General features: G+C 36.3%; 17 protein-coding genes, 1 other RNA gene and 1 pseudogene. 9 read left to right on the forward strand and 10 right to left on the reverse strand.

Annotation, left to right across the window (positions count from 1 at the left end; all coding sequences use genetic code 11):
- Positions 1-186: 186 nt before the first annotated feature.
- Positions 187-1,080, forward strand: coding sequence for a DMT family transporter (locus tag I6E82_RS10945; protein WP_101216606.1), 894 nt, complete (start codon positions 187-189; stop codon positions 1,078-1,080).
- Between the two features lie 68 nt (positions 1,081-1,148).
- Here I6E82_RS10945 and I6E82_RS10950 read toward each other — a convergent pair whose 3' ends face one another.
- The gene (locus I6E82_RS10950; protein ID WP_197117883.1) at positions 1,149-2,027 is read right to left on the reverse strand and encodes a flagellar protein MotY; all 879 of its coding nucleotides are present in this window, start codon (positions 2,025-2,027) and stop codon (positions 1,149-1,151) included.
- Between the two features lie 202 nt (positions 2,028-2,229).
- On the opposite strand from I6E82_RS10950, the gene rnt reads away from it, so the two are divergent.
- Positions 2,230-2,916, forward strand: a complete 687-nt coding sequence (gene rnt, locus I6E82_RS10955) for a ribonuclease T (protein WP_197117884.1) — start codon at positions 2,230-2,232, stop codon at positions 2,914-2,916.
- On the opposite strand, the gene I6E82_RS10960 is transcribed toward rnt, so the two are convergent.
- Positions 2,900-4,525, reverse strand: coding sequence for a DUF342 domain-containing protein (locus I6E82_RS10960; RefSeq protein ID WP_197117885.1), 1,626 nt, complete (start codon positions 4,523-4,525; stop codon positions 2,900-2,902). The genes rnt and I6E82_RS10960 overlap by 17 nt on opposite strands.
- A 263-nt stretch (positions 4,526-4,788) precedes the next feature.
- On the opposite strand from I6E82_RS10960, the gene ssrA reads away from it, so the two are divergent.
- Both ssrA and I6E82_RS10970 read left to right on the forward strand, forming a co-directional pair.
- Positions 4,789-5,145: a transfer-messenger RNA gene (ssrA, locus tag I6E82_RS10965) on the forward strand.
- 147 nt (positions 5,146-5,292) lie between these two features.
- A pseudogene (locus I6E82_RS10970) lies at positions 5,293-5,517 on the forward strand (tyrosine-type recombinase/integrase); the annotation flags it as partial.
- 122 nt (positions 5,518-5,639) lie between these two features.
- Here I6E82_RS10970 and I6E82_RS10975 read toward each other — a convergent pair.
- The 3 genes from I6E82_RS10975 to I6E82_RS10985 all read right to left on the reverse strand — a co-directional run bounded on the left by I6E82_RS10975 (position 5,640) and on the right by I6E82_RS10985 (position 7,740).
- Positions 5,640-6,428 carry a hypothetical protein gene (locus tag I6E82_RS10975; protein ID WP_197117886.1) on the reverse strand — a complete coding sequence of 263 codons (789 nt, stop codon included), beginning with the start codon at positions 6,426-6,428 and terminating at the stop codon, positions 5,640-5,642.
- A gap of 108 nt (positions 6,429-6,536) precedes the next feature.
- Positions 6,537-7,127: an imm11 family protein gene (locus tag I6E82_RS10980; protein ID WP_197117887.1), complete on the reverse strand. Its 591-nt coding sequence runs from the start codon at positions 7,125-7,127 to the stop codon at positions 6,537-6,539.
- Positions 7,128-7,131: 4 nt separating this feature from the next.
- Complete coding sequence (locus I6E82_RS10985) at positions 7,132-7,740, reverse strand: AHH domain-containing protein (RefSeq protein WP_197117889.1); 609 nt, start codon at positions 7,738-7,740, stop codon at positions 7,132-7,134.
- 1,017 nt (positions 7,741-8,757) lie between these two features.
- Between I6E82_RS10985 and I6E82_RS10990 the strand changes: the two genes are divergently transcribed.
- Positions 8,758-9,573 (forward strand): hypothetical protein, encoded by an 816-nt coding sequence (locus tag I6E82_RS10990; RefSeq protein ID WP_197117891.1) that lies wholly within the window; start codon positions 8,758-8,760, stop codon positions 9,571-9,573.
- A gap of 157 nt (positions 9,574-9,730) precedes the next feature.
- On the opposite strand, the gene I6E82_RS10995 is transcribed toward I6E82_RS10990, so the two are convergent.
- Both I6E82_RS10995 and I6E82_RS11000 read right to left on the reverse strand, forming a co-directional pair.
- Positions 9,731-10,882, reverse strand: a complete 1,152-nt coding sequence (locus I6E82_RS10995) for a site-specific integrase (protein WP_197117893.1) — start codon at positions 10,880-10,882, stop codon at positions 9,731-9,733.
- Positions 10,883-10,986: 104 nt separating this feature from the next.
- Positions 10,987-11,178 (reverse strand): hypothetical protein, encoded by a 192-nt coding sequence (locus tag I6E82_RS11000; RefSeq protein ID WP_197117895.1) that lies wholly within the window; start codon positions 11,176-11,178, stop codon positions 10,987-10,989.
- Between the two features lie 647 nt (positions 11,179-11,825).
- On the opposite strand from I6E82_RS11000, the gene I6E82_RS11005 reads away from it, so the two are divergent.
- The 3 genes from I6E82_RS11005 to I6E82_RS11015 all read left to right on the forward strand — a co-directional run bounded on the left by I6E82_RS11005 (position 11,826) and on the right by I6E82_RS11015 (position 14,333).
- Positions 11,826-12,218, forward strand: a complete 393-nt coding sequence (locus I6E82_RS11005) for a hypothetical protein (protein WP_197117897.1) — start codon at positions 11,826-11,828, stop codon at positions 12,216-12,218.
- Positions 12,219-12,349: 131 nt separating this feature from the next.
- Complete coding sequence (locus I6E82_RS11010; protein ID WP_197098563.1) at positions 12,350-12,634, forward strand: hypothetical protein; 285 nt, start codon at positions 12,350-12,352, stop codon at positions 12,632-12,634.
- Positions 12,635-13,370: 736 nt separating this feature from the next.
- Positions 13,371-14,333 (forward strand): replication initiation protein, encoded by a 963-nt coding sequence (locus tag I6E82_RS11015; RefSeq protein ID WP_197117899.1) that lies wholly within the window; start codon positions 13,371-13,373, stop codon positions 14,331-14,333.
- A gap of 24 nt (positions 14,334-14,357) precedes the next feature.
- Here the strand turns inward: I6E82_RS11015 and I6E82_RS11020 are convergent, their stop codons facing one another.
- Positions 14,358-15,236 carry a hypothetical protein gene (locus tag I6E82_RS11020; RefSeq protein WP_197117901.1) on the reverse strand — a complete coding sequence of 293 codons (879 nt, stop codon included), beginning with the start codon at positions 15,234-15,236 and terminating at the stop codon, positions 14,358-14,360.
- A gap of 812 nt (positions 15,237-16,048) precedes the next feature.
- Between I6E82_RS11020 and I6E82_RS11025 the strand changes: the two genes are divergently transcribed.
- A complete protein-coding gene (locus I6E82_RS11025) occupies positions 16,049-16,258 on the forward strand; it encodes a hypothetical protein (RefSeq protein ID WP_024601272.1) in 210 nt (69 codons plus the stop codon).
- Between the two features lie 330 nt (positions 16,259-16,588).
- Here I6E82_RS11025 and I6E82_RS11030 read toward each other — a convergent pair whose 3' ends face one another.
- Together I6E82_RS11030 and I6E82_RS11035 are read right to left on the reverse strand one after the other, a co-directional pair.
- Complete coding sequence (locus I6E82_RS11030) at positions 16,589-17,338, reverse strand: hypothetical protein (protein ID WP_024601274.1); 750 nt, start codon at positions 17,336-17,338, stop codon at positions 16,589-16,591.
- Positions 17,335-18,174 (reverse strand): hypothetical protein, encoded by an 840-nt coding sequence (locus I6E82_RS11035; RefSeq protein ID WP_024601275.1) that lies wholly within the window; start codon positions 18,172-18,174, stop codon positions 17,335-17,337. The genes I6E82_RS11030 and I6E82_RS11035 overlap by 4 nt, the downstream gene beginning before the upstream one ends.
- Between the last annotated feature and the right edge of the window lie 304 nt (positions 18,175-18,478).

The following is an 18,478-nucleotide window of genomic DNA, read 5'->3' on the forward strand; positions in this document are numbered from 1 at the left end:
TGCACCATATAACTAGTTGCTCAAATCTCAAATAGTTTTGTAATAAAAGAGCGGTATTAAAATGTAACTTACAATTTACAACTGTATTTATTAAGGACTTTAGTGTTTAAAAAGTACTAAAACACAGTAGTGAGCGTATAATTTATTCTTTGTTTTATTGATTCATATAAAGCGTAGGGATGGCACGTGCCAGTTAAAGTATCGTATTTTTTAATGGTTCTTATATGGTCCACTACACCACTGGGTATCGTGTGGAGTAGTGAAACTGTATCGCCAACACTTGCTGTGTTAATGCGGATGCTGGTGGGACTATTGTTAGGTGGCTTAATTGTTGCCATTACAAATATTAGAGTGCCTTGGAGCAAAAATGCATGCTTACTTTATTTTTATTCGAGTATAGGTATTTTTGGCGGTATGTTGTTGAGCTATATGGCAGCTAAAACAGTCCCTTCTGGTATTATTTCGCTTATGTTTGGCCTTGCACCTATTTTGTCGGGGTTGCTTGCTCAGCAATTATTAAATGAACCTAAATTTAGCCCGATTAAATTAGTTGCGTTAGCGTGCGCCTTAATTGGCTTATATTTTGTTAGTTATAACCAAGTACAAAACTCGCAAACTCAAGGGCTCGGGTTGCTTTATGTGTTTATGGCTGTCTGCTTTTTTAGTTTAAGTGGTGTGATGATCAAACGTGTACAGATTGCGATTCATCCTATGGCAACAACATTTGGTGCCTTAGTTTTTGTAACCCCACTCTTTTTTATTGCTTGGTGGTTATTAGATGGTGAGTTGCATATACAAAACTGGAGTGCAAAATCATTGTGGGCTATTGGTTATCTAGGAATATTTGGATCTTTAGTAGGGGCTTTGGCGTATTTTCATGTGCTGCAAAACCTAAATGCAAGCACGGTATCACTTACTACACTTATAACTCCTAGCTTTGCGTTAGGCTTGGGAGCTTGGCTAAATAATGAGTCATTAAGCCAAGAACTAATAATTGGTGCGGTTATTATTTTAATTAGTCTAGGTTTTTTCCAATTTGGTGATAAGTTTTTAAAGCGAAAGAAAGTAAACACAAATTAGCTTTACTACATTTTTTCAATTTAGTGATAAGTTTTAAAGCGAAAGAAAGTAAGCGCAAATTAGCTTTACTACATTTTTTCAATTTGAATAATTAAACGACGGTTTTTGTCTCGGCTTAAAATGTTATCGTTATTATCAACAAAGCGTTTTTCGCCTAAACCGGTGGTTTGTACTTTTGTTTCATCAACACCCAAGCTCACCATATAATCTTTTATAGTTTTGGCGCGCTTGCGCGATAAATCTAAGTTATTCCAGCGTCCGCCATAACTATCGGTGTATGAGTCAATACTAATGGACTCTATGCTTGCATCATTTTTTAAATACTCAGCAATCTTATCAAGACGCTGTTGCGAGGATTTAGTTAATTTACTGCTGTTAGATTGATAGTTCATTACAGTAAACGAAATATCTTCAAAGCTGTAAGGGAGTAGCTCATCACGGCATTGTAAAAAAGCCCAGTAAGCTTGTTTAAAGTTTACGCTCGATATACCAACGGCAATTTTATCGGCACTGTTTTGCCAGTCTTGATAATAAAAAGTAGGGTAGTAGCCTTTTTCAAGCTCGGTAAGCATTTCCCATGCGGTTTTATTGCCTAGCTCGCCATCAAACTTTTTAAGTAATTTCATATTTGCAATATCGCGAGCGGGCAATCCTGCACGCCATGTAGGTGGCACTGCTTTTAAACCTGCAATTGCATAGTTATCTGGGCGTACAACCATATCTAAATTAAATGTTAAGTTTTTATTTTTACTTGCAGAAGCTTTAAATATAGCTTCACCGTAATAAGGAACTTCATGATTTAATTGGCATTGTAAGCGCGTTGTTTTAACGACTTCCCAGTTGGAGTTGTCTTGGGTTGCTGTGTATTGGCGCATAGCAGCTTGCGAGTGAGTACTGCAAAACACCGCACTTATACTAAGGCTAATAAATAACAACTTATACTTCATGGTGCTCTCCAGCTATCCGGGAATGCCAATAATTTGGCAAATTAACGACTGCAATGATTAGTTTGTTCTCTGTATAACTAACTTATAAGTTAAAGCAAGTTATGTGCCTACAATTTTAAAGCAATAAATACTTAAATCCCCTAGCCTAGGGGGCATCAATTTTGACATAATAGTCAGCTTACACGTATAAACAAAGAAGACTATGGCAAATACTGAGCAAACACCTTTCGCAAAACGCTTTCGTGGATTTTTTCCTGTTGTTATTGATGTTGAAACTGCAGGTTTTAACAAAGAAACAGATGCCTTGTTAGAAATAGCAGCCTCTGTTTTAAAAATGGATGACGAAGGACTGCTCAGCATAGATCATACTGTTCATTTTCATGTTCAGCCATTCGAAGGCGCTAATATAGAACAAGCAGCCATCGACTTTAACGGTATAGACCCGTTTTCACCATTACGTGGCGCAGTACCTGAAGATGAAGTAATTAAAGAAATATGTAAAGTAGTACGCAAAGCGCAAAAGGCTGCTGGGTGCCAACGCTCAGTTATTGTGGCGCATAATGCCGCATTCGATCATGGCTTTTTAAATGCAGCAATAGAGCGTAATAACATTAAGCGTACGCCATTTCATCCCTTCGTAAGCTTTGATACAACATCTTTAGCGGGTTTAGCGTTAGGGCAAACTGTATTAGCAAAAGCATGTAGAGCGGCTGGTATCGAGTTTGATAACAGCCAAGCGCACTCAGCGCTTTACGACACAGAACGTACAGCTGAGCTTTATTGTTTAATAGTAAACCGCTGGCAGCAATTAGGTGGTTGGCCATTAGCGCCACTAGATGACGCTGATGTTGAAACTGAAAATGACGAAGAAACTAAAACGTCTGAGTAATTTTACCCTCAGTTAGCTTAACTAGGTGGGGCGGGTAAATACGCGAAAATTGTTTAGAATCTTTCGCTATTTTAAGCTCCACACCAGGGTGCATTAATTCATTTACTTTTAAACGACTGCTGGCAAGTAATTGCACTATTTTTTGCTTAATAAGTAGTTTTTGACGATGAATATGCGTAGAGCGTATTTTTATATGCTTTTCATTTTCAGTTATCTTATTCATGAATTGCTGACGCTGAGCAGCCCCCGCAATTTTACTTGCTTTTTCACGAGCCTGTTGTAAAGCGGTTACTTTAGTCGCAAGTACTTTTTCAAAATCGGTTATTTGTGTTTGCTTTTGGCGAAGCTCAAACCAGAGCTGCGCTAAAAATACGCGTGTTTTAGTACCGGCTGGCGCGCCTAGTTCACCCGTTTCAATGCGCATAGCATCTAAAATATTACCGCCAATAATTTTACCTCGCGGGTCATTTGCTTTGCCTACACGTATTAATCGCCTAGCACTTAAATCACAATGTAGAGCTTGGCGTTCAATAAATAAATCTTGTTCGGATTTAATATTGCAGTACTGGGCATAACCAATCGAAATAGTTCGTTGAGCGGTTATACAGCACGTAAATGCTTCCTCGCCTTCACGTTTTCGGCCAATTGCGCCAAGCATAATGGTTACCGCACTTTTACTTTCAACAGTTCCTGATTCTACAAAACCAAGTACCGTAATATCACCGTTGGCTTTTACACGCATGCCGTCTTTAATATCGCCAGTAATAATTACGCTACCATCAAAATCAACATGGCCTGTACTTACATCTACGTTATCAAAGCATAAAACGTCATCTACACGCATACCACGGGGTAGGGCAACGGGCACACCTTTGCAGTCGGCAATAAGCATATTAGGATTATTAGGATCTACTTTTGTACCTTCGAAAGGCTGGAGTTGGTGATCTTTACCTGGTTTTGCACTAATTGAATCGCCAAATACCGTATAGCCTTCTTCTCCAGGTGTAGCTGCAATACGCTGCATTAAGGGAGTGCCAGGTTTTACGGTGATAATAGCGCCAAGGTTTTTCATATCAACCTTACCGCCTTCTTTAGCTTGTGGGCTAAGTACTCGGTCTTGAGCTGTTGAGCATAAACGTACAAATTTGGCATCGCTGCCTTCTTTTGGATTGCGCCCATGTGCAATTATGGCACTGTAAGAGCTTCCTGCTGTTTGCTCAAACTGCTGGCCTAAAAAGGTATCAAGCGCACGAGGGCTTATTCCTTTTTTAACACCTGCATCAGCAAGTGCTTTTTGCGCGCCTTCCATAGACATAAGTGCGCCACCTTTAGCGGTAGTTAATGTTGCTTCTGCGACCATGTTTTTTTCATCAATATTAATGATAAGCGACGCATCTACAGCTCTAGCAACGACAAGCGATACTTCCTGATAATTTTTAGTTGGCGCAAAAAGCTTTCCAATATTGGCAATGACAGCTTCGTACTCACTAAACTCAGATTGCTCTAGCATTTGCGTTAACTGAGTACTTGTAACAGGAAAACCACTATCAATAGGGTGACTTTCTAAAGAGACAAACCCTGTACTTTTATCAAATGAAAAAACCGACATTTATTAATTCCCTACTCTATGCCTGTTATTATTTTTATTTTTTACAACTAAAGGTTTAGAAATAGCAAAAACCTTAACTCCTCATTTTAACACAGGTTAAACACATTGTTAAGTAAATGTTTATATAGGCTTGCATAAACTAAATTTTGGTTACTTAACACGCGATTGGCACATACAATTAAAATAAAGCGTTACTAGGCCTTGAGTATCAGTACTTTACTCAGTTATACTGTTTGCACGCTCTGAATTGAGTTACTAATTCAGGGGCTGATTAGGATTCGACGGAATTCAAGAAGCCCAAGGTGCATGTCGAGGTGCGGTTTGCCTCGTTAAACAGCCGCAACCTAAAGTAATCGCAAACGACGATAACTACTCTCTAGCAGCTTAGGCTGGCTAGCGCTCCTTCCATGTATTCTTGTGGACTGGATTTTGGAGTGTCACCCTAACACCTGATCGCGACGGAAACCCTGGCCGGGGTTGAAGCGCTAAAACTAAGCGGCCTCGCCTTTATTTACCGTGTTTGTCCGGGACTTAAAGGTTAATTAAATGACAATACTAAACATGTAGTACCGACGGTCGAGGCTTTTCGGACGGGGGTTCAAATCCCCCCAGCTCCACCAATAAAGGTTTTTGAAATCGTTATTCGAAAACCATAAGAAACCCGCAAATTTGTTAACCCAAATTTGCGGGTTTTTTTATGCTTATAATTTAATTATTAATGATCGTTTAACGTTTGTGGCAACTAAGCTTTAGCTGTTATTTCAGCGTTTTACAGTGCAGTAAATAAAACAGATATTAACTTGCCAAAAGGGCAGTGTAGCCATGTTCTAAGGCATACTTTCGCAAGTCATTTTATGATGAACGGAGGTAATATTTTGGTACTACAGCAAATACTGGGTCATGCAAAGATTGAGCAAACCATGGTTTACGCGCACTTTGCACCAAGTCATTTAGAAGATGCAATTAGGTTAGGGCCTAAAGTTGGCTTTTAAAATAGATATAACAATAACTTGACAGTACTTTGTATTGAAAGCTAAATAAAATTGTGATCATTTTTAAAAGACAGGCCACTGCATAGAAGTTATATAAGAGCTTCTATGCATAATGTTTGTAGCTATTTTTCAAGTACTACAGGACCAAAATTTCTATAGCCAAATGAATACGAACGAATATTATCGAGAAGCAATTTAGCATTAGGTGGAAGGTCTTCTCTAAAAATACATTCTATAAGTTCCTTTATCAAATCCATATAATGATATGCGAAACATGGGTGTGTGAAAGCTGTGAGTACGTCTGACCGAAATATTTTTTGTGTGTAAACGGTTAATGATTGAGTCTTCGATTGCCATTTAAAGGGGTAAGTTCCTTTATCATCGTCAGTTAAAGTATCTTTGGGGATAATGTAACTGGTTCCATGAGCTGCGACATTCCTAAGTATAAAAATAGAGTTTATTCCCGACGTTTTTTCTTTATCTAGGATGCCATCGAGGTTGATCCCTAAATATTCTTTATACTGACGTTTTAGCTTTTCCCACCCACCTTGAAATTCGACCTCTTCTTGAAAACGCTTAAGTAAGTCATATGAACGAGTTAATACTAAATATTCAGACTTAGTAGCATTAGCTCTGGAATGCTCTCCTAAGGATTCGGAGTTACGTTGGATCATTTCACAAAGTAGAGAGCGAAGGCTCCCTTCTAAAATTGCTGCATTCATATTCATTAAAGCCAAATTTAGCCCTATAAATGCCCCATTAAGCTCATGTTTGTCATAAGAAACAGAGAAAATATCGTCCACATCAGGCATTCGTGCTTTTTTCTTAATTGTGAGTGCAAGCTCATCATATGCATATAGTAGATGAGAAGGTGTGTTCATCTGCATGAAAGTAAATTGATTTTTTTCCATTTTAACGCCTAGGTATATGAGGAGTTAGATTTAGCAGTTAGCATTATTAAATCGACAAGATTAAATATATGCCCCATGAATTAGAATAATTGACCATTAGTTGTGATATCAAACAACTTCTATCTCATGAAATTCAATTCCAGTAAAATTATGTTTTTTAACTAGAGAGTAAAAACTATTTTTTGCATCTGTAGTTATATAACTCAAACCAGTTTCTTTTGTGCGAAACAAAGCCGAATTTTCTACTTTCGACTTGTCTATAACTAACCGCTTAAACGGCTTTATCATTTTGATTTCACCCCGTTTATTATAATTATGCTCAGTAAGCTCATGGTTTATAGCATCTTCAAAGCCAATGAGGTTTAGCGCGTACCAAGTTTCACCATTTAAATCGCAATTAAGATACTCAATATTGTCTCCTAAACTAGGTTCCATTATTGCTTTAACTTCTTTTGATAAAACATAAGAAGTAGAGCCTAATCCAGCAATATCTGGTATTTGAAGTGCTGCATTTTTATTATGTTCATCAATAAGCCAATTAACTCCCAGAGTGCGCCAATTATTTTTCATGGAATGACCATCAAAAAGTAATATTTGACCTTCGGTTAATTGCATCGTTTGCTCGAAACCTGTTTCATTGAGGTAAAGATATAAATCAGGATTTATATTAAAACCATATGCTTTATTAAAACTTTTCATATTATTAAACCTGAGTTCCACTTAGTTTTGTATGGATTGGGAATTCACTATCTTCAAGGCCATCTGAAATTTGACGTAATGCTTCAATTATCCCTCTATGGCCCATTCCTTTGTTTATTGACTGGTCAAGAAGAAACTCTACATTCAAATAATATTTTGTCGTATGGACGGTAGTGTGTGCATATGCGTCAGGCATTGATTCCATAGGTACGTGAGCTTTATGTAAGGGTAAGTATACGCCATTAGCTTCATGATCAATGTCAATGCCAAATGCTGCTAACCTCATACGTGAACGAGCTGCACGCATAGCATTCCAAGAGACAATATGGTGTGCTGCTGTATTTTTGGGAAGCTTTCCTCTACCAGCTTTAGCCATATTCTCAGCTAGCTTTTTGGAGTGGCTTCTCATGTGCTCCCATTGAATATGACGAGAATACTTCAATTCATCTTCTGTAATTATACCTTTTTGATAGCGGGTAGAGTCAGTGACTACATTACGATAATAAATTGCAAAAGCTTGTGATTTAGCTTTTGCTTGGACGGGGTCGCCTGTAACAGCTAGTATGTCTTGCTCTAACTCTTGGACAGTAACTTCTTCATACTCTTGACGCATTACAAATTCCTTTTAAAAAATAGTTGTTGAATTTAATAAAGTAAATACTAAAAACAATGTCCATATGATGCCCAAATACAATAGATTAGACAAGACTATATAAGGTACTATAAGTAATTAACATCTTGATTATCAATTAAGTTGTTGTTTTTATTGGTTGCATGTAACAATCGAGGCTTTTCGGACGGGGGTTCAAATCCCCCCAGCTCCACCACTTTAAAACCGCTGAAAGCTAGTAAATACGTAGCTTTCAGCGGTTTTTTCACATCTACAACCCTCTATAACACTCTACAAAATACACAAACTCTACACACCAGTAAATACGGGCTATTTGGCTCAATTGTACATCTTATGTTTTCACTGCTTTTTCACAAAAATACACAAAATATACACACGGTTTTTGTGTGATAAACCATTAAATAATTTTATATAACAGCCTTTTATTAGGTCTAGGTAGCACCATTTTAGATAGAATTTCGTACGAGCTAATAAATGAAGGTTTATTGATTGCCACCTCATCATTAATTTTGATTAGGGCGAGTTTTTGAAAATACTTAAAGTAATTAGGCTAAGAATTTAAAACCCTAATTAATAAAGTAGTTAATTTTAAAGCTCAAAATTTATCGCTTATAAAGCCTCTTATAATCAAACATTATTAAGATTTGTACTGGAAAGCCATCTTTGCTCACAATTATTAAGAAGAGAGCTGTTTGAAAAACCTTTACTATGCTTAGAGTGAGATTTTAAGCTGCAGCTTAGTAGCTCTTGATGCCACTAAAGCGAACTTCTGCTTGGAGCGATATATAGTCATTCAGGTGAGTCGTCATTAACTTAGTAAGAATAAGAGGAAATTTTCCTCTTTTTTACATTTTTATATAAGCTACAGGAAGCTTAATATTTATAGTTGGCAATAACTTAAACTGTTTTTTATTAATATTATTTCATAAAATAAGGACGCTTTTGCGCTAAAATGGGGAAAGTGTCCTTTGATAAGTTGTCAGTTTATTAAGGGATAGCATGATAGTCGAGGTTACTAAAGGAATAGACCACTACAAAATAAATTTGAATGAATTAATTTGTTCATGTGGTTCTAGTTATTTGAATGAAAAAGTATCAAATTTATCGTGGATGTGTCCGCACATAGCATTAGCAATTAAAAAAAATACATCTACACTTCAAAGTCTTCACCCTAAGTTTAACGCTTATATCCCTATTATTAATCAACATGCGCAATCTAATACAGATTATGACTTACCTAATATCAAACACCTTTATAGTTTTATTGATGAAGTTCCTATTACTTTATTTGAAAGCTGTTATGATTTGGATAGTAGGGCGCATGAATTTTTACGTGTATGTATAAATGACTTTGTTTATACTGTTTTTTTGCCAGAAATGAAGTGGTGTATCAATGCGGATATGATTGACAACCCAATTTCCGAAACTGACAAAACTAAAGTTGAATTGTATATTTTTGAGAACATTCAAACTAAATATTATTCTCAATTGAAAAGAATTGTACTAAAAAACACTGACGTTCTTACCAGCATTAAAGTAAATAAAAGTGGAATAAAGTTTTTAGGAGTCAGTGAAAATCACCACGATGACTTCAATGTAAGTACAATTATTAGAGAACCTTCCATAAAAATAAGGTTGAACTTAAATATTAAAGGGTGGGAATTATTAAAAGGAAGTAAAGTTGCTTATTATAGCCCAGTTGAGAATAAACTTGAATTTAATCATAGAGCTTTAAGTATATTTGAGAAACCACTTTTAGAATGGTGTAAGATGGTTTCTTCTAACTTTAATAGAATCTATAATCTCGAAAACTAACAGAACTTCAAACGGAAAAAATACACGTTACTAATGTTCGCTGATGGCACTTTCCTGAAGTTTGACTTGGGCTAAATAGCCCTTATTAAGTAGCAGGGGTAGGTTAGCTGAGTAGAAAACGTATCAAGCCCATATCCACCCCTTCAGCTGTATTTAACTATGCATTGTGCTCTCTTTCATACTCATCGATAAAATTACCATAATGCTGATAGAGTGTATTGGGTGAAGAGTGCCCCATAAGTTTCGATACCTTCCAGTGGTTTGCACCTTCAGAAATCAACTGAGATGCAAACGTGTGCCTCATCTGGTAGGGGTAACGGTACTGTACACCACAAGAGTCTAGTAATTTTATCCATCTATTTTTTCTAAACGAATCTTGGTTCCAAACCCTTTGCCGAGAATTTAAAAATAGGTATTCAGAGTTATGTTTTTTCATTTCTATCGCTAATAGATCACAAACATCTTCTGAAATAGGAATTTTTCTTCGGCCGGCTTTTGTTTTGGTTGCCTTAACTATACCGTCAACAATAGCTTCGTAAATTGACACCTGTTTTGTTTTTAAACATACGTCAGCTTTTTTTAATGCAACCCACTCACTAGAGCGAATGCCTGTGTTGAATACAAGGCTTACAATTGCTCGTATTGTCCCAGATGAACCGTTTATTATCCTAGCCTTTTCTTGAGGTGTGAATGGAATTACATTTTTATGTGCACCTCTTAAATCTATGTTGTTTATTTTAGGTAAATATTCCCCTATGCGGATATTTTTAACAGGGTTTGATTTTATTAATTTATCGATCACAGCTCGATCTAGGCAACAACGTAAAAGTGAAATCCGGTTTGATAATGTTTTTCTCGATACAGTTGATGTTTCGATTAAATTTACAACATCAATGCTCTCCAATTCGGAGACATTACAATCCCATAATGCTTTTAATCCGTTTTTAGCTTTCTTATACCCAGTAATTGTTGATTTTTCTAATCCCCTGACTATTCCCCTTTCAATATATAGGTCCATGTACTCAACAACTTTTGCGTCGTTTGGGGTAGTTGTAAAAAGCTTTACTTTGTTAGATTTTGGAAAATGTGTGGAATAATCAAAAGTGTCATGCGCTATTTCATTTTTGATTTGGCCCAAAAAAAATCCTGCAGATTTTAGGCCTTGCTTATTAGGTATGAATGGTACTTTTTCTCTACATAAAACACCTTTGTAGGTGAAGGTGAGTTGGAATGATGTTGCTTCACCTTTTGAGTTGTAACGAATTACCACGCCCGAAGGGGGCTTAATTTTTTGAGTTTTTAATAGCATTTTAGAGTTATCACTTTAATATTTTAATCTTATATATTTTATCCATAAAATACTGTATTTTAAGGATTCTTTGCTGCGAAGTTCAGCCCAAAATCCTTTAGTAACTAAATCAACCCCCCTTGATTCTTAACCCATTCAGTTACACTATTTAGATCAACCCAACGTTCTCTAACGCCTTCAACTTTATAAAAATGTTTGCCTTCTATCCACGCACCTCTCTGGATTCGAGATTCTACGGCTTTTTTACTTTCACCTGACTCTTCGCAATATTTGCTGATTAGTACTACGTCTATCATTTAAACCTCTTAGAAATGTATTTGATTTTTTAAAAAATTCTCAACCTTTCTATCTACATATCGACATTTGAAAATTTTTTTTAAGTAGTTGAAGCAGTAAAAAACGAGGGAAAGTAAAAAAACAATAAAAATAAAATAACAATCACTTTAAAATCAATGCATTGTATGTTTTAAAAATATTTTGATTTTTTATCGATGCTATTAAAGTTTTCGGCGTTTCTAAGATCTATTGTGTGTGATTTGACCTTGATTAGGTGTGTATAGTTTAAAATATAACTCTGAGAAGATGCGGGAGGGTACGGGTAAAAGCTTATTATTGAGTTGAGTGTCTATGCAGTGACATAGTTAATTTAGCCACCCACTAAGAAAGCAATATTGCTTTCTTACAAATGAATAGGGGGGTTTTATGTAACCTACTAACTTTCTTTATTGTGTGACAGAACAAGTCTTATTAAAATTAGTGTCAGTACTATCGCTGGTATTATCCAAATATATTCCGCCATATATTCATCCTCAAGGTTGTACAGTCATATTCCAACATTAATGATTTTTATTATTTTTGCAAATTTAGCCAACATAAACGCAACTCTTCATTTTACCCACCGCATGGCCCTAGTTAAGTTCAGGACAATTAACGAGGACAAATCATGAAAAACACTAAATCTCAATTTATTCGCCAATACGTTCGAGCCAGTAAATCTCCGTGGGATGACTGTTCTACAATTTTATTGCTAGCAGATGTAGTTAACGAACAAGCGATGGAGCTAAATTTCAATAAATACATATATCTACATAGAGATAGCGTTGGAAAAATACTTGGTATTAGTATTTCAAATAGTATGTTAGAAAAAAATCCGAGTTTTGAGAATAGGTATTTAGAAGGGCACGATATGACGTTGTTTTTACTTATCTACATAGAGCAAATAACACAGTTTTGTGCGCTGTTCTCTGAGGAGTTCGAGCAAATATTTATGCAAACGCCAACGACATTTTTTGCAGCAGCAGAGAGTGATTGGGTCGATATTATCGACAATGCATAACCCTCCTAAGCAGACTTCGGTCTGCTTTTTTTATAAGAATTTTTCGTAAACCGATTTAAATACCCATGTCTGATTTTACTTAATAATGAGTTATCGATTTTGATAACAAACCACACAAGGATAGTGAAAACATGAAACATGCATACGTATCAACATTAGATTTTTTAAATTTATTACACACATTTAGCCGAGTAATCACCGCTAATGACCACCAGATTAACTTATTAGAATTACGCAGTGATAATGCGAATTTAGATGAGCTTTGGGAGGTTGTTGGCTCTGAAATTACAGCGAATAAAGAGCTAAATCAGTACGCTATGCGAAAACTCACCTACGAGCTTATGCATGCTCTGATCAGCGACCCAGTAGAGCGTGTGGAGCTGCCATGTGACTTCGAGGATGATGTTTATCCCTAGGGTCTAATTGAAAAAATTAACGATTGAAACTGAGGTCATAATGGTTATTTTCAAAATCAAAATAACAGCCTAATCATATCTCCCAAAATATGCCTGAATCATTATTTGCTGATTCGTTGCCCTAACTGCAATAGCGTTTAATAGGGCATTTTACTCAGTTACTGAGTATCAAACCTGGGAGGGGGTCCTGCGCAAATACAGGGTTTCGTTACGATGCCTCAAAAGCGAGGTCATTGTAATCATGTTTGGCAAGGCGTAGAGGTCAAATGCACAAGGGAGGTAGATTTATGTCTATCTCCCTTTTGCGTATTTCAGTAAGTCAGTTCACTCAGTAGTTTTATTACAAATGATAGTGGCGGGGTAAAAAAATAAAAAATAAAAAATAAAAAATAAAAAATAAAAAATAAAAAAATAATTAATTTATTTTTTAACCGTCAGAAATAAATTAATAAAAAATAGAAAGTGGCAAATGTGCCTTTATTTTTATTTTTTCTATTTTAATACTTTTAGAGGGTGTTATCTTATTGAAATTAAATGAAATATTTACTGTGTTTGTGGGCAATTTATATGTTTGTTGTGGCGCTTTATACGAAATGAGTGGGCAATTTATACGGTTTAGGAGGACACTTTACCGTGAATAAATAAAAATTTTATTTACCAAAAAACTTACCGAAATTTCTTTTATTGGTTGAGCCGCGGTTAGCATAACTGCATCAACTAGAAATAAGGTAGTGACATGAGCAGTAAAAATTCTCCAAAAATTGTTTTCGCCAATAAGCTATTACATGCGGGATATTCGCTAGAGATTAATGAGCAGCGATTAATAAATCTCGCGCTGTCTAAGGTTAATTCAAAAAAGCCTAACCCAGGAAAAATTGTGATTTATCCAACGGAATATGCCAAGTGTTTCGGCCTCAATAAAAGCAGTGTCTATGAGCAGCTGAGCGCAGCTGCAGAGTCACTAAGAGATAAATTTGTCACTATTTTAGATGATAAAGATGAAGCGTTTTCAATCCCTTGGGTGAGCAATACCACATACGAAAAGCTGAAAAACCAAGGGTCGTTTATTACACTGGAGTTTTCAGAAGCCATCGAGCCGTATATTTTTAATATAAAGGGTGATTTCACAGAGTTATTTTTTCATAACACAGTAAAATTAAACAACCTAGCATCATTTCGGCTCTACGCACTTCTAAATAGGGTGCGAAATTATAAAAATTACAAACGGAAGGGCGAGGTAGTTGTGAATTTTCAGTTGCCAGAGATGAAACAGAAATTATTTTTATCCGAATCATATGGAGCATGGCGGGATTTTAAAAATCGCGTACTGCTACCTGCTATTGAAAAAATCAATGCCCACACAGATATATGCGTAAAGTTTAAGCCAAAAAAAATGGGCAATTGTATTACTGCGATTGAGTTTGCGTACAGCACTCAATGCCCTAGTAAAAGTGAACATATAGCTAGGCCAAATCTATTTCGCCGCCCTAGAGTTAAAAAAGGGTCAGCTAAAGAGGGCGAGTGGGCTTGTGCAAACCTCACGTTATTAAGAACTTATGAGTTGTTAAAACAGAATCAAAATCCTACTTTTAAGCTGAAAAAAGCAGATGTAAGGCGTTGCGTGGAATATGCAAAAATCCTTGGTGACGATGAATCTAAGATTTTTTACTCTAAACAATTGAATAAAAAACAACCATAACGCCTTAATGTTTATACTACTGCATTACGAGTAAAACATTTTTTCAATTTCAGAGCATAGTTTAGTTCGGTATATTATTGAGGCACGCAGCAGCTCAGCATCACTTTCACTGAGAAGTGGTGCTCGTGTTTTTTTGTCAAAACGTTGCGGCATTTCCTCAAATAGCTGTTCGTGGAGTCGCTTAATGTCATCAAAAATTTTGACTGATTGGGAGAACAAAAAAATCTTACTGTAATCACGATTTTTTAACGAGGCCAAATATTTTAGCAAAATGGCCTGTCGTGCAGTTTTGTTTTTAAAAGAGTGCTCCACCTCAATAGCGGCTATTAAGCCATCAGGAAGTAACACAGCGCCATCCACAGTTCTTGCTGCGGATAGGCTGTTAATTCGTTGAAATTCAGGCTCGGTAATAAACCCCGTCCACATAGGTGCGTACGTTTCATCACTGTGATAATTATGTATACCGCGCAGCATGACAAATGCGTTAATCAGGTTATGCATTACATTATTTTGATTGAACTGCAGAGCAGGGTTTTTATTACTCCTAAAATGCACGTCAATGCCCATTAACTCCTCGGCAAATTTGGCAGCAGTATAGGTAGGCACATAGACGCGTCCGTCTGGACTGCGGTGTGTTTTTACCACACGCAATAGCCCATCTTTTTCTAGCCGGTTTAAATGCTCTAATGCGAGGCGATGATTGATGCCATATAACCAACGAACAATGCTTGGTGTAACGATAGAAAATCGTATCGCAATAAGCACCGAAAGCTTGGTTCTGTTAACCCCTTTTTGATGGTTATTTGCGCCTGCAAAATACCGCATATCAATATCAAAATAGCGAGGGTAGTGAGTATGAAGAGTGTTGTTCGTTTCCAAATTTATTGATGGTTGTTGTGTCATTTTCTAAAATCTTTCTGGCTAGTTAATTAGTAAAATTAACTAGTACCGCAACACAAAAATTATCATCATTTTAAAATTAAATTGCCGTTTTTCATTCCGAGAAGCTTTAACAGCATGCACGTAATGATTGCTGCGATAATAATCGCAACAAAAGCCGCTGTCAGCGGATGGCCTCGTCGCTGTGCTACTCAACCATAGGGTCTAAAACGCCCGCCAGCTCTGGTGTTGCTCCGCAACGAGCTGACTCGACGCGCTATCGCGCTAGCGTTTTAGACCCTGCGCGAATGCACCGAGCTACGCTCTGTACTAACCGCCATACTGCCGCGCCTGACAATGCAATGGGTGCCCCATAATTTGCATTTTTCATCTGCTGTAATTTTCTGCGAAAATAGATGGTTCGATATCAATTTGTGCCAAAATGATATCGAATTTCGCTGATGCGAAACACTATCGCGGTTAGTACAGACCAGCTGTACATTCGCGCTGTCTCCATGTGTCTACGGCTTCGCCTACAACACATTACGCGCTTGTTGGCCTCATTCTGAGACGCTTTTTTTTTGCAGTTTTTCGTGCCGAAAAATGCGTTTTATAAGAGCGTCTTTTAGACAAAAGCGCCTTCAAAATAAACTTATTAATGAACTTTTTAGATAAAGAGGAAAGGGTTTTTACTAAAAAAATTAAGTGAAAATAGAAGAAAAGTGAATGCCTTATTCAAACTTTTTGCGCTGAGCTGCGCAGTCAAACAAGTTTGTTTTTTATCACGAAATCATTAAATTTGAAAGCATAAATTAATAATTAAGAAGGTTTAAAAAATGAAAAATAATGACGCTAATGATATTGCTATTAATCCAACAACAGGATTACCTATCACAAATGCGAGCGCTAATATTGTAGATGTTGGCGGCAATGTAGTGGGCCAATCTAATCGAGTAATGACCGTTCATGAAATTGAAGAGTCGATAGGAGACTCTATAGAGCACGATTGTTTTGATGCTTTTGACTCGTTTGATGATGGTTTTTAATGCCCAAAATATTGAAAGCAATTAGTCGGTATCGAATAGAAGCTGTCTATTCGATTATCGCATTTAGTGGCTCAGCTATACTGTTTTTACAGTACCAACTAACTCAAAATTTTGCCTGGTTTATAGCTTTGAGTTTGTTTTGCACTAAAATGATTATCGGCATTATTAATTATGAAAAATATTGCCAGAGTGATAAACGTGCGATAAAAATCATGCTCAGATATTTGCTATTTAAATTTGTATAACCCTTGTTTATTTGTCCTAAACGCAAAGTGCTCTGAGTTAATCAGGGCGCTTTTTTAGTTTTATAAGTATTTAAGTGTTTTTAAATTATTCAGGTTCACAAACTATGGGTGGTAAAAGGGATCTTAAAAACACAACTTCTTTATCATTCAACTGAAAAGTTCTGCTTTTTATTGGGTATTGGGTTTGTGCTGTTATTTGATTTTCCATTAACTCAACTTTCCACCTCCTCATAGAATTGAGTATTACTGAAGAGATGCTGTAAAACTGCGAATTAATACCAAATTTTGCAGCACCATAATGTAACGCCGCCAGTAAATCATCGTCAGATAAGCTAAATTTTTCAACTTGTAAGCCTGAGCTACTATAACTTTTAATCTTAATAAGCATGTCTAAGTGTAGGGCAGTAGCAAGTTTTTCAGCAGAGTCACAGTCTGTATTAAAAGGTATGTCCTTCCACTTAGTACTATTTCGGTGAGCTCTTAAACTTACTGTGTAATAAGGGGTTGCCGTTGCCAGCCTTAAAGTAATGAAATCTTGCTCTCTCATTAAAGTGTGTACATCGTGCATTTCAACATTTACTAATTTGTAGCCAAGTGCTAACTCAAATGCAGTGTTGCTATTTTCAGGGGTAACGAATATTTGGCCCCACCAGGTAATTGTAATAGAACAGTTATTTGCTTTAAATGACTTAAACAAGCTTTGTAATAGCACCAAGCTTGGTTTCCAATCTTTTACCATTACATCTGCACCGCTAACTGGTGATGGGTGATAATCAAAAATTACCCTGCGCTTTTTAGCCTGTTTGATTTCTGATAGCAAAGTTTGAATATTCATACAGACTCACGCTCAGCCATAATCTTTATGCTAAAAGACTGATGTCGCTTACCAATCTTTCCCTGCTTTGTAATGCCTGTACCACTAAATGTAATTTCTTTATCGTAGTAATAAGCATGTTCAAACCGTAAGCTAGCGGTTCTATTTTTAGTGTCAATATGAGTAATTAAGTCACCATAAACCACACCAAAAATACGCTTAATGACTCTTAATACTATTTGCTCAATCTCAAGTTCAAGCCGTTCAGTTTGTACACTTAGTGTGTTCGACTCTTCATTTAACTTAGATAATAGTTCATCACAACCTGTCGTTAGCACATTGGTGCACTTGTCATCTAAATCTCGAATTGGCGAAACTATATTTTCAAGCTGCCAGTATAGGTCAGAGGTTTTTTCAAACGCCTGTTGTTTAGCTTCCAGTTCACGAATTAATGATAAAACTAATGGCACACACTTTTTATCTAATATAACGTTTATAATATTTCGCTCAGGTAGCGCTATATCGTTAATATCTACATATGCGGTAATGAAGTGAGGTTCTTTATTTGGGGGTAAAAGCCCTGAAAACGCAATTTTTGTGCTAGTTACATGTAGGTGTGAAGTCATCGAATGATGATACCGATTGGTTAGCTCATAAAACCAATTGACCTCTGCGGTTTTTACAACCACCTCATAAAGATTATTTTCTTCTAGAAGCTGACGAGCCCTACGTACTTCATTAATCAGTATTTCGGAAAATTCAACTAAGCAATAAGTAGGCAAGGTTAATCTGTAATGCTCATTATATTGTTCTTTATTAAGTAATTGCACAGCTAAACAAATAACTTGATGGGACATAGCAAAACCCTCCTCCATATTTAGGTTAGTCTACGAGTTATGCTATCGCCTTAATAAAAGTGCTTGTATCAAAAGTACTCTTGATTCATACCATTGATTTATAAATGGGAAAAACATTTTATAATCTTAGCTAATAGCAATGAGTTATTATTTCAGCTCAGCTATCAGAATAACTAAGAGAAGCAATTCTCGCGTCATATCAAAAGCTAATACAGCAAAGTAATCAGTTCAGGGATCTTACTAAATCAAGTATAATTTCAAGATGATTTGTGTATATTTCAATGAGCAAACAATGTCTCTTTAA

Source organism: Pseudoalteromonas sp. NZS11, assembly GCF_015864765.1.
In the GTDB taxonomy this organism is placed as follows: Bacteria; Pseudomonadota; Gammaproteobacteria; order Enterobacterales; family Alteromonadaceae; genus Pseudoalteromonas; species Pseudoalteromonas arctica.

Bases quoted from the DNA above. Each gene is read 5' to 3' on its own strand.
- I6E82_RS10980 (WP_197117887.1), bottom strand. From the start codon at position 7,127: ATGAAAAGTTTTAATAAAGCATATGGTTTTAATATAAATCCTGATTTA.
- I6E82_RS10985 (WP_197117889.1), bottom strand. From the start codon at position 7,740: ATGCGTCAAGAGTATGAAGAAGTTACTGTCCAAGAGTTAGAGCAAGAC.
- I6E82_RS10990 (WP_197117891.1), top strand. From the start codon at position 8,758: ATGATAGTCGAGGTTACTAAAGGAATAGACCACTACAAAATAAATTTG.
- I6E82_RS10995 (WP_197117893.1), bottom strand. From the start codon at position 10,882: ATGCTATTAAAAACTCAAAAAATTAAGCCCCCTTCGGGCGTGGTAATT.
- I6E82_RS10975 (WP_197117886.1), bottom strand. From the start codon at position 6,428: ATGGAAAAAAATCAATTTACTTTCATGCAGATGAACACACCTTCTCAT.
- I6E82_RS11030 (WP_024601274.1), bottom strand. From the start codon at position 17,338: ATGAATATTCAAACTTTGCTATCAGAAATCAAACAGGCTAAAAAGCGC.
- I6E82_RS11035 (WP_024601275.1), bottom strand. From the start codon at position 18,174: ATGTCCCATCAAGTTATTTGTTTAGCTGTGCAATTACTTAATAAAGAA.
- I6E82_RS10960 (WP_197117885.1), bottom strand. From the start codon at position 4,525: ATGTCGGTTTTTTCATTTGATAAAAGTACAGGGTTTGTCTCTTTAGAA.
- I6E82_RS11005 (WP_197117897.1), top strand. From the start codon at position 11,826: ATGAAAAACACTAAATCTCAATTTATTCGCCAATACGTTCGAGCCAGT.
- rnt (WP_197117884.1), top strand. From the start codon at position 2,230: ATGGCAAATACTGAGCAAACACCTTTCGCAAAACGCTTTCGTGGATTT.
- I6E82_RS11010 (WP_197098563.1), top strand. From the start codon at position 12,350: ATGAAACATGCATACGTATCAACATTAGATTTTTTAAATTTATTACAC.
- I6E82_RS11025 (WP_024601272.1), top strand. From the start codon at position 16,049: ATGAAAAATAATGACGCTAATGATATTGCTATTAATCCAACAACAGGA.
- I6E82_RS11020 (WP_197117901.1), bottom strand. From the start codon at position 15,236: ATGACACAACAACCATCAATAAATTTGGAAACGAACAACACTCTTCAT.
- I6E82_RS11015 (WP_197117899.1), top strand. From the start codon at position 13,371: ATGAGCAGTAAAAATTCTCCAAAAATTGTTTTCGCCAATAAGCTATTA.
- I6E82_RS11000 (WP_197117895.1), bottom strand. From the start codon at position 11,178: ATGATAGACGTAGTACTAATCAGCAAATATTGCGAAGAGTCAGGTGAA.
- I6E82_RS10950 (WP_197117883.1), bottom strand. From the start codon at position 2,027: ATGAAGTATAAGTTGTTATTTATTAGCCTTAGTATAAGTGCGGTGTTT.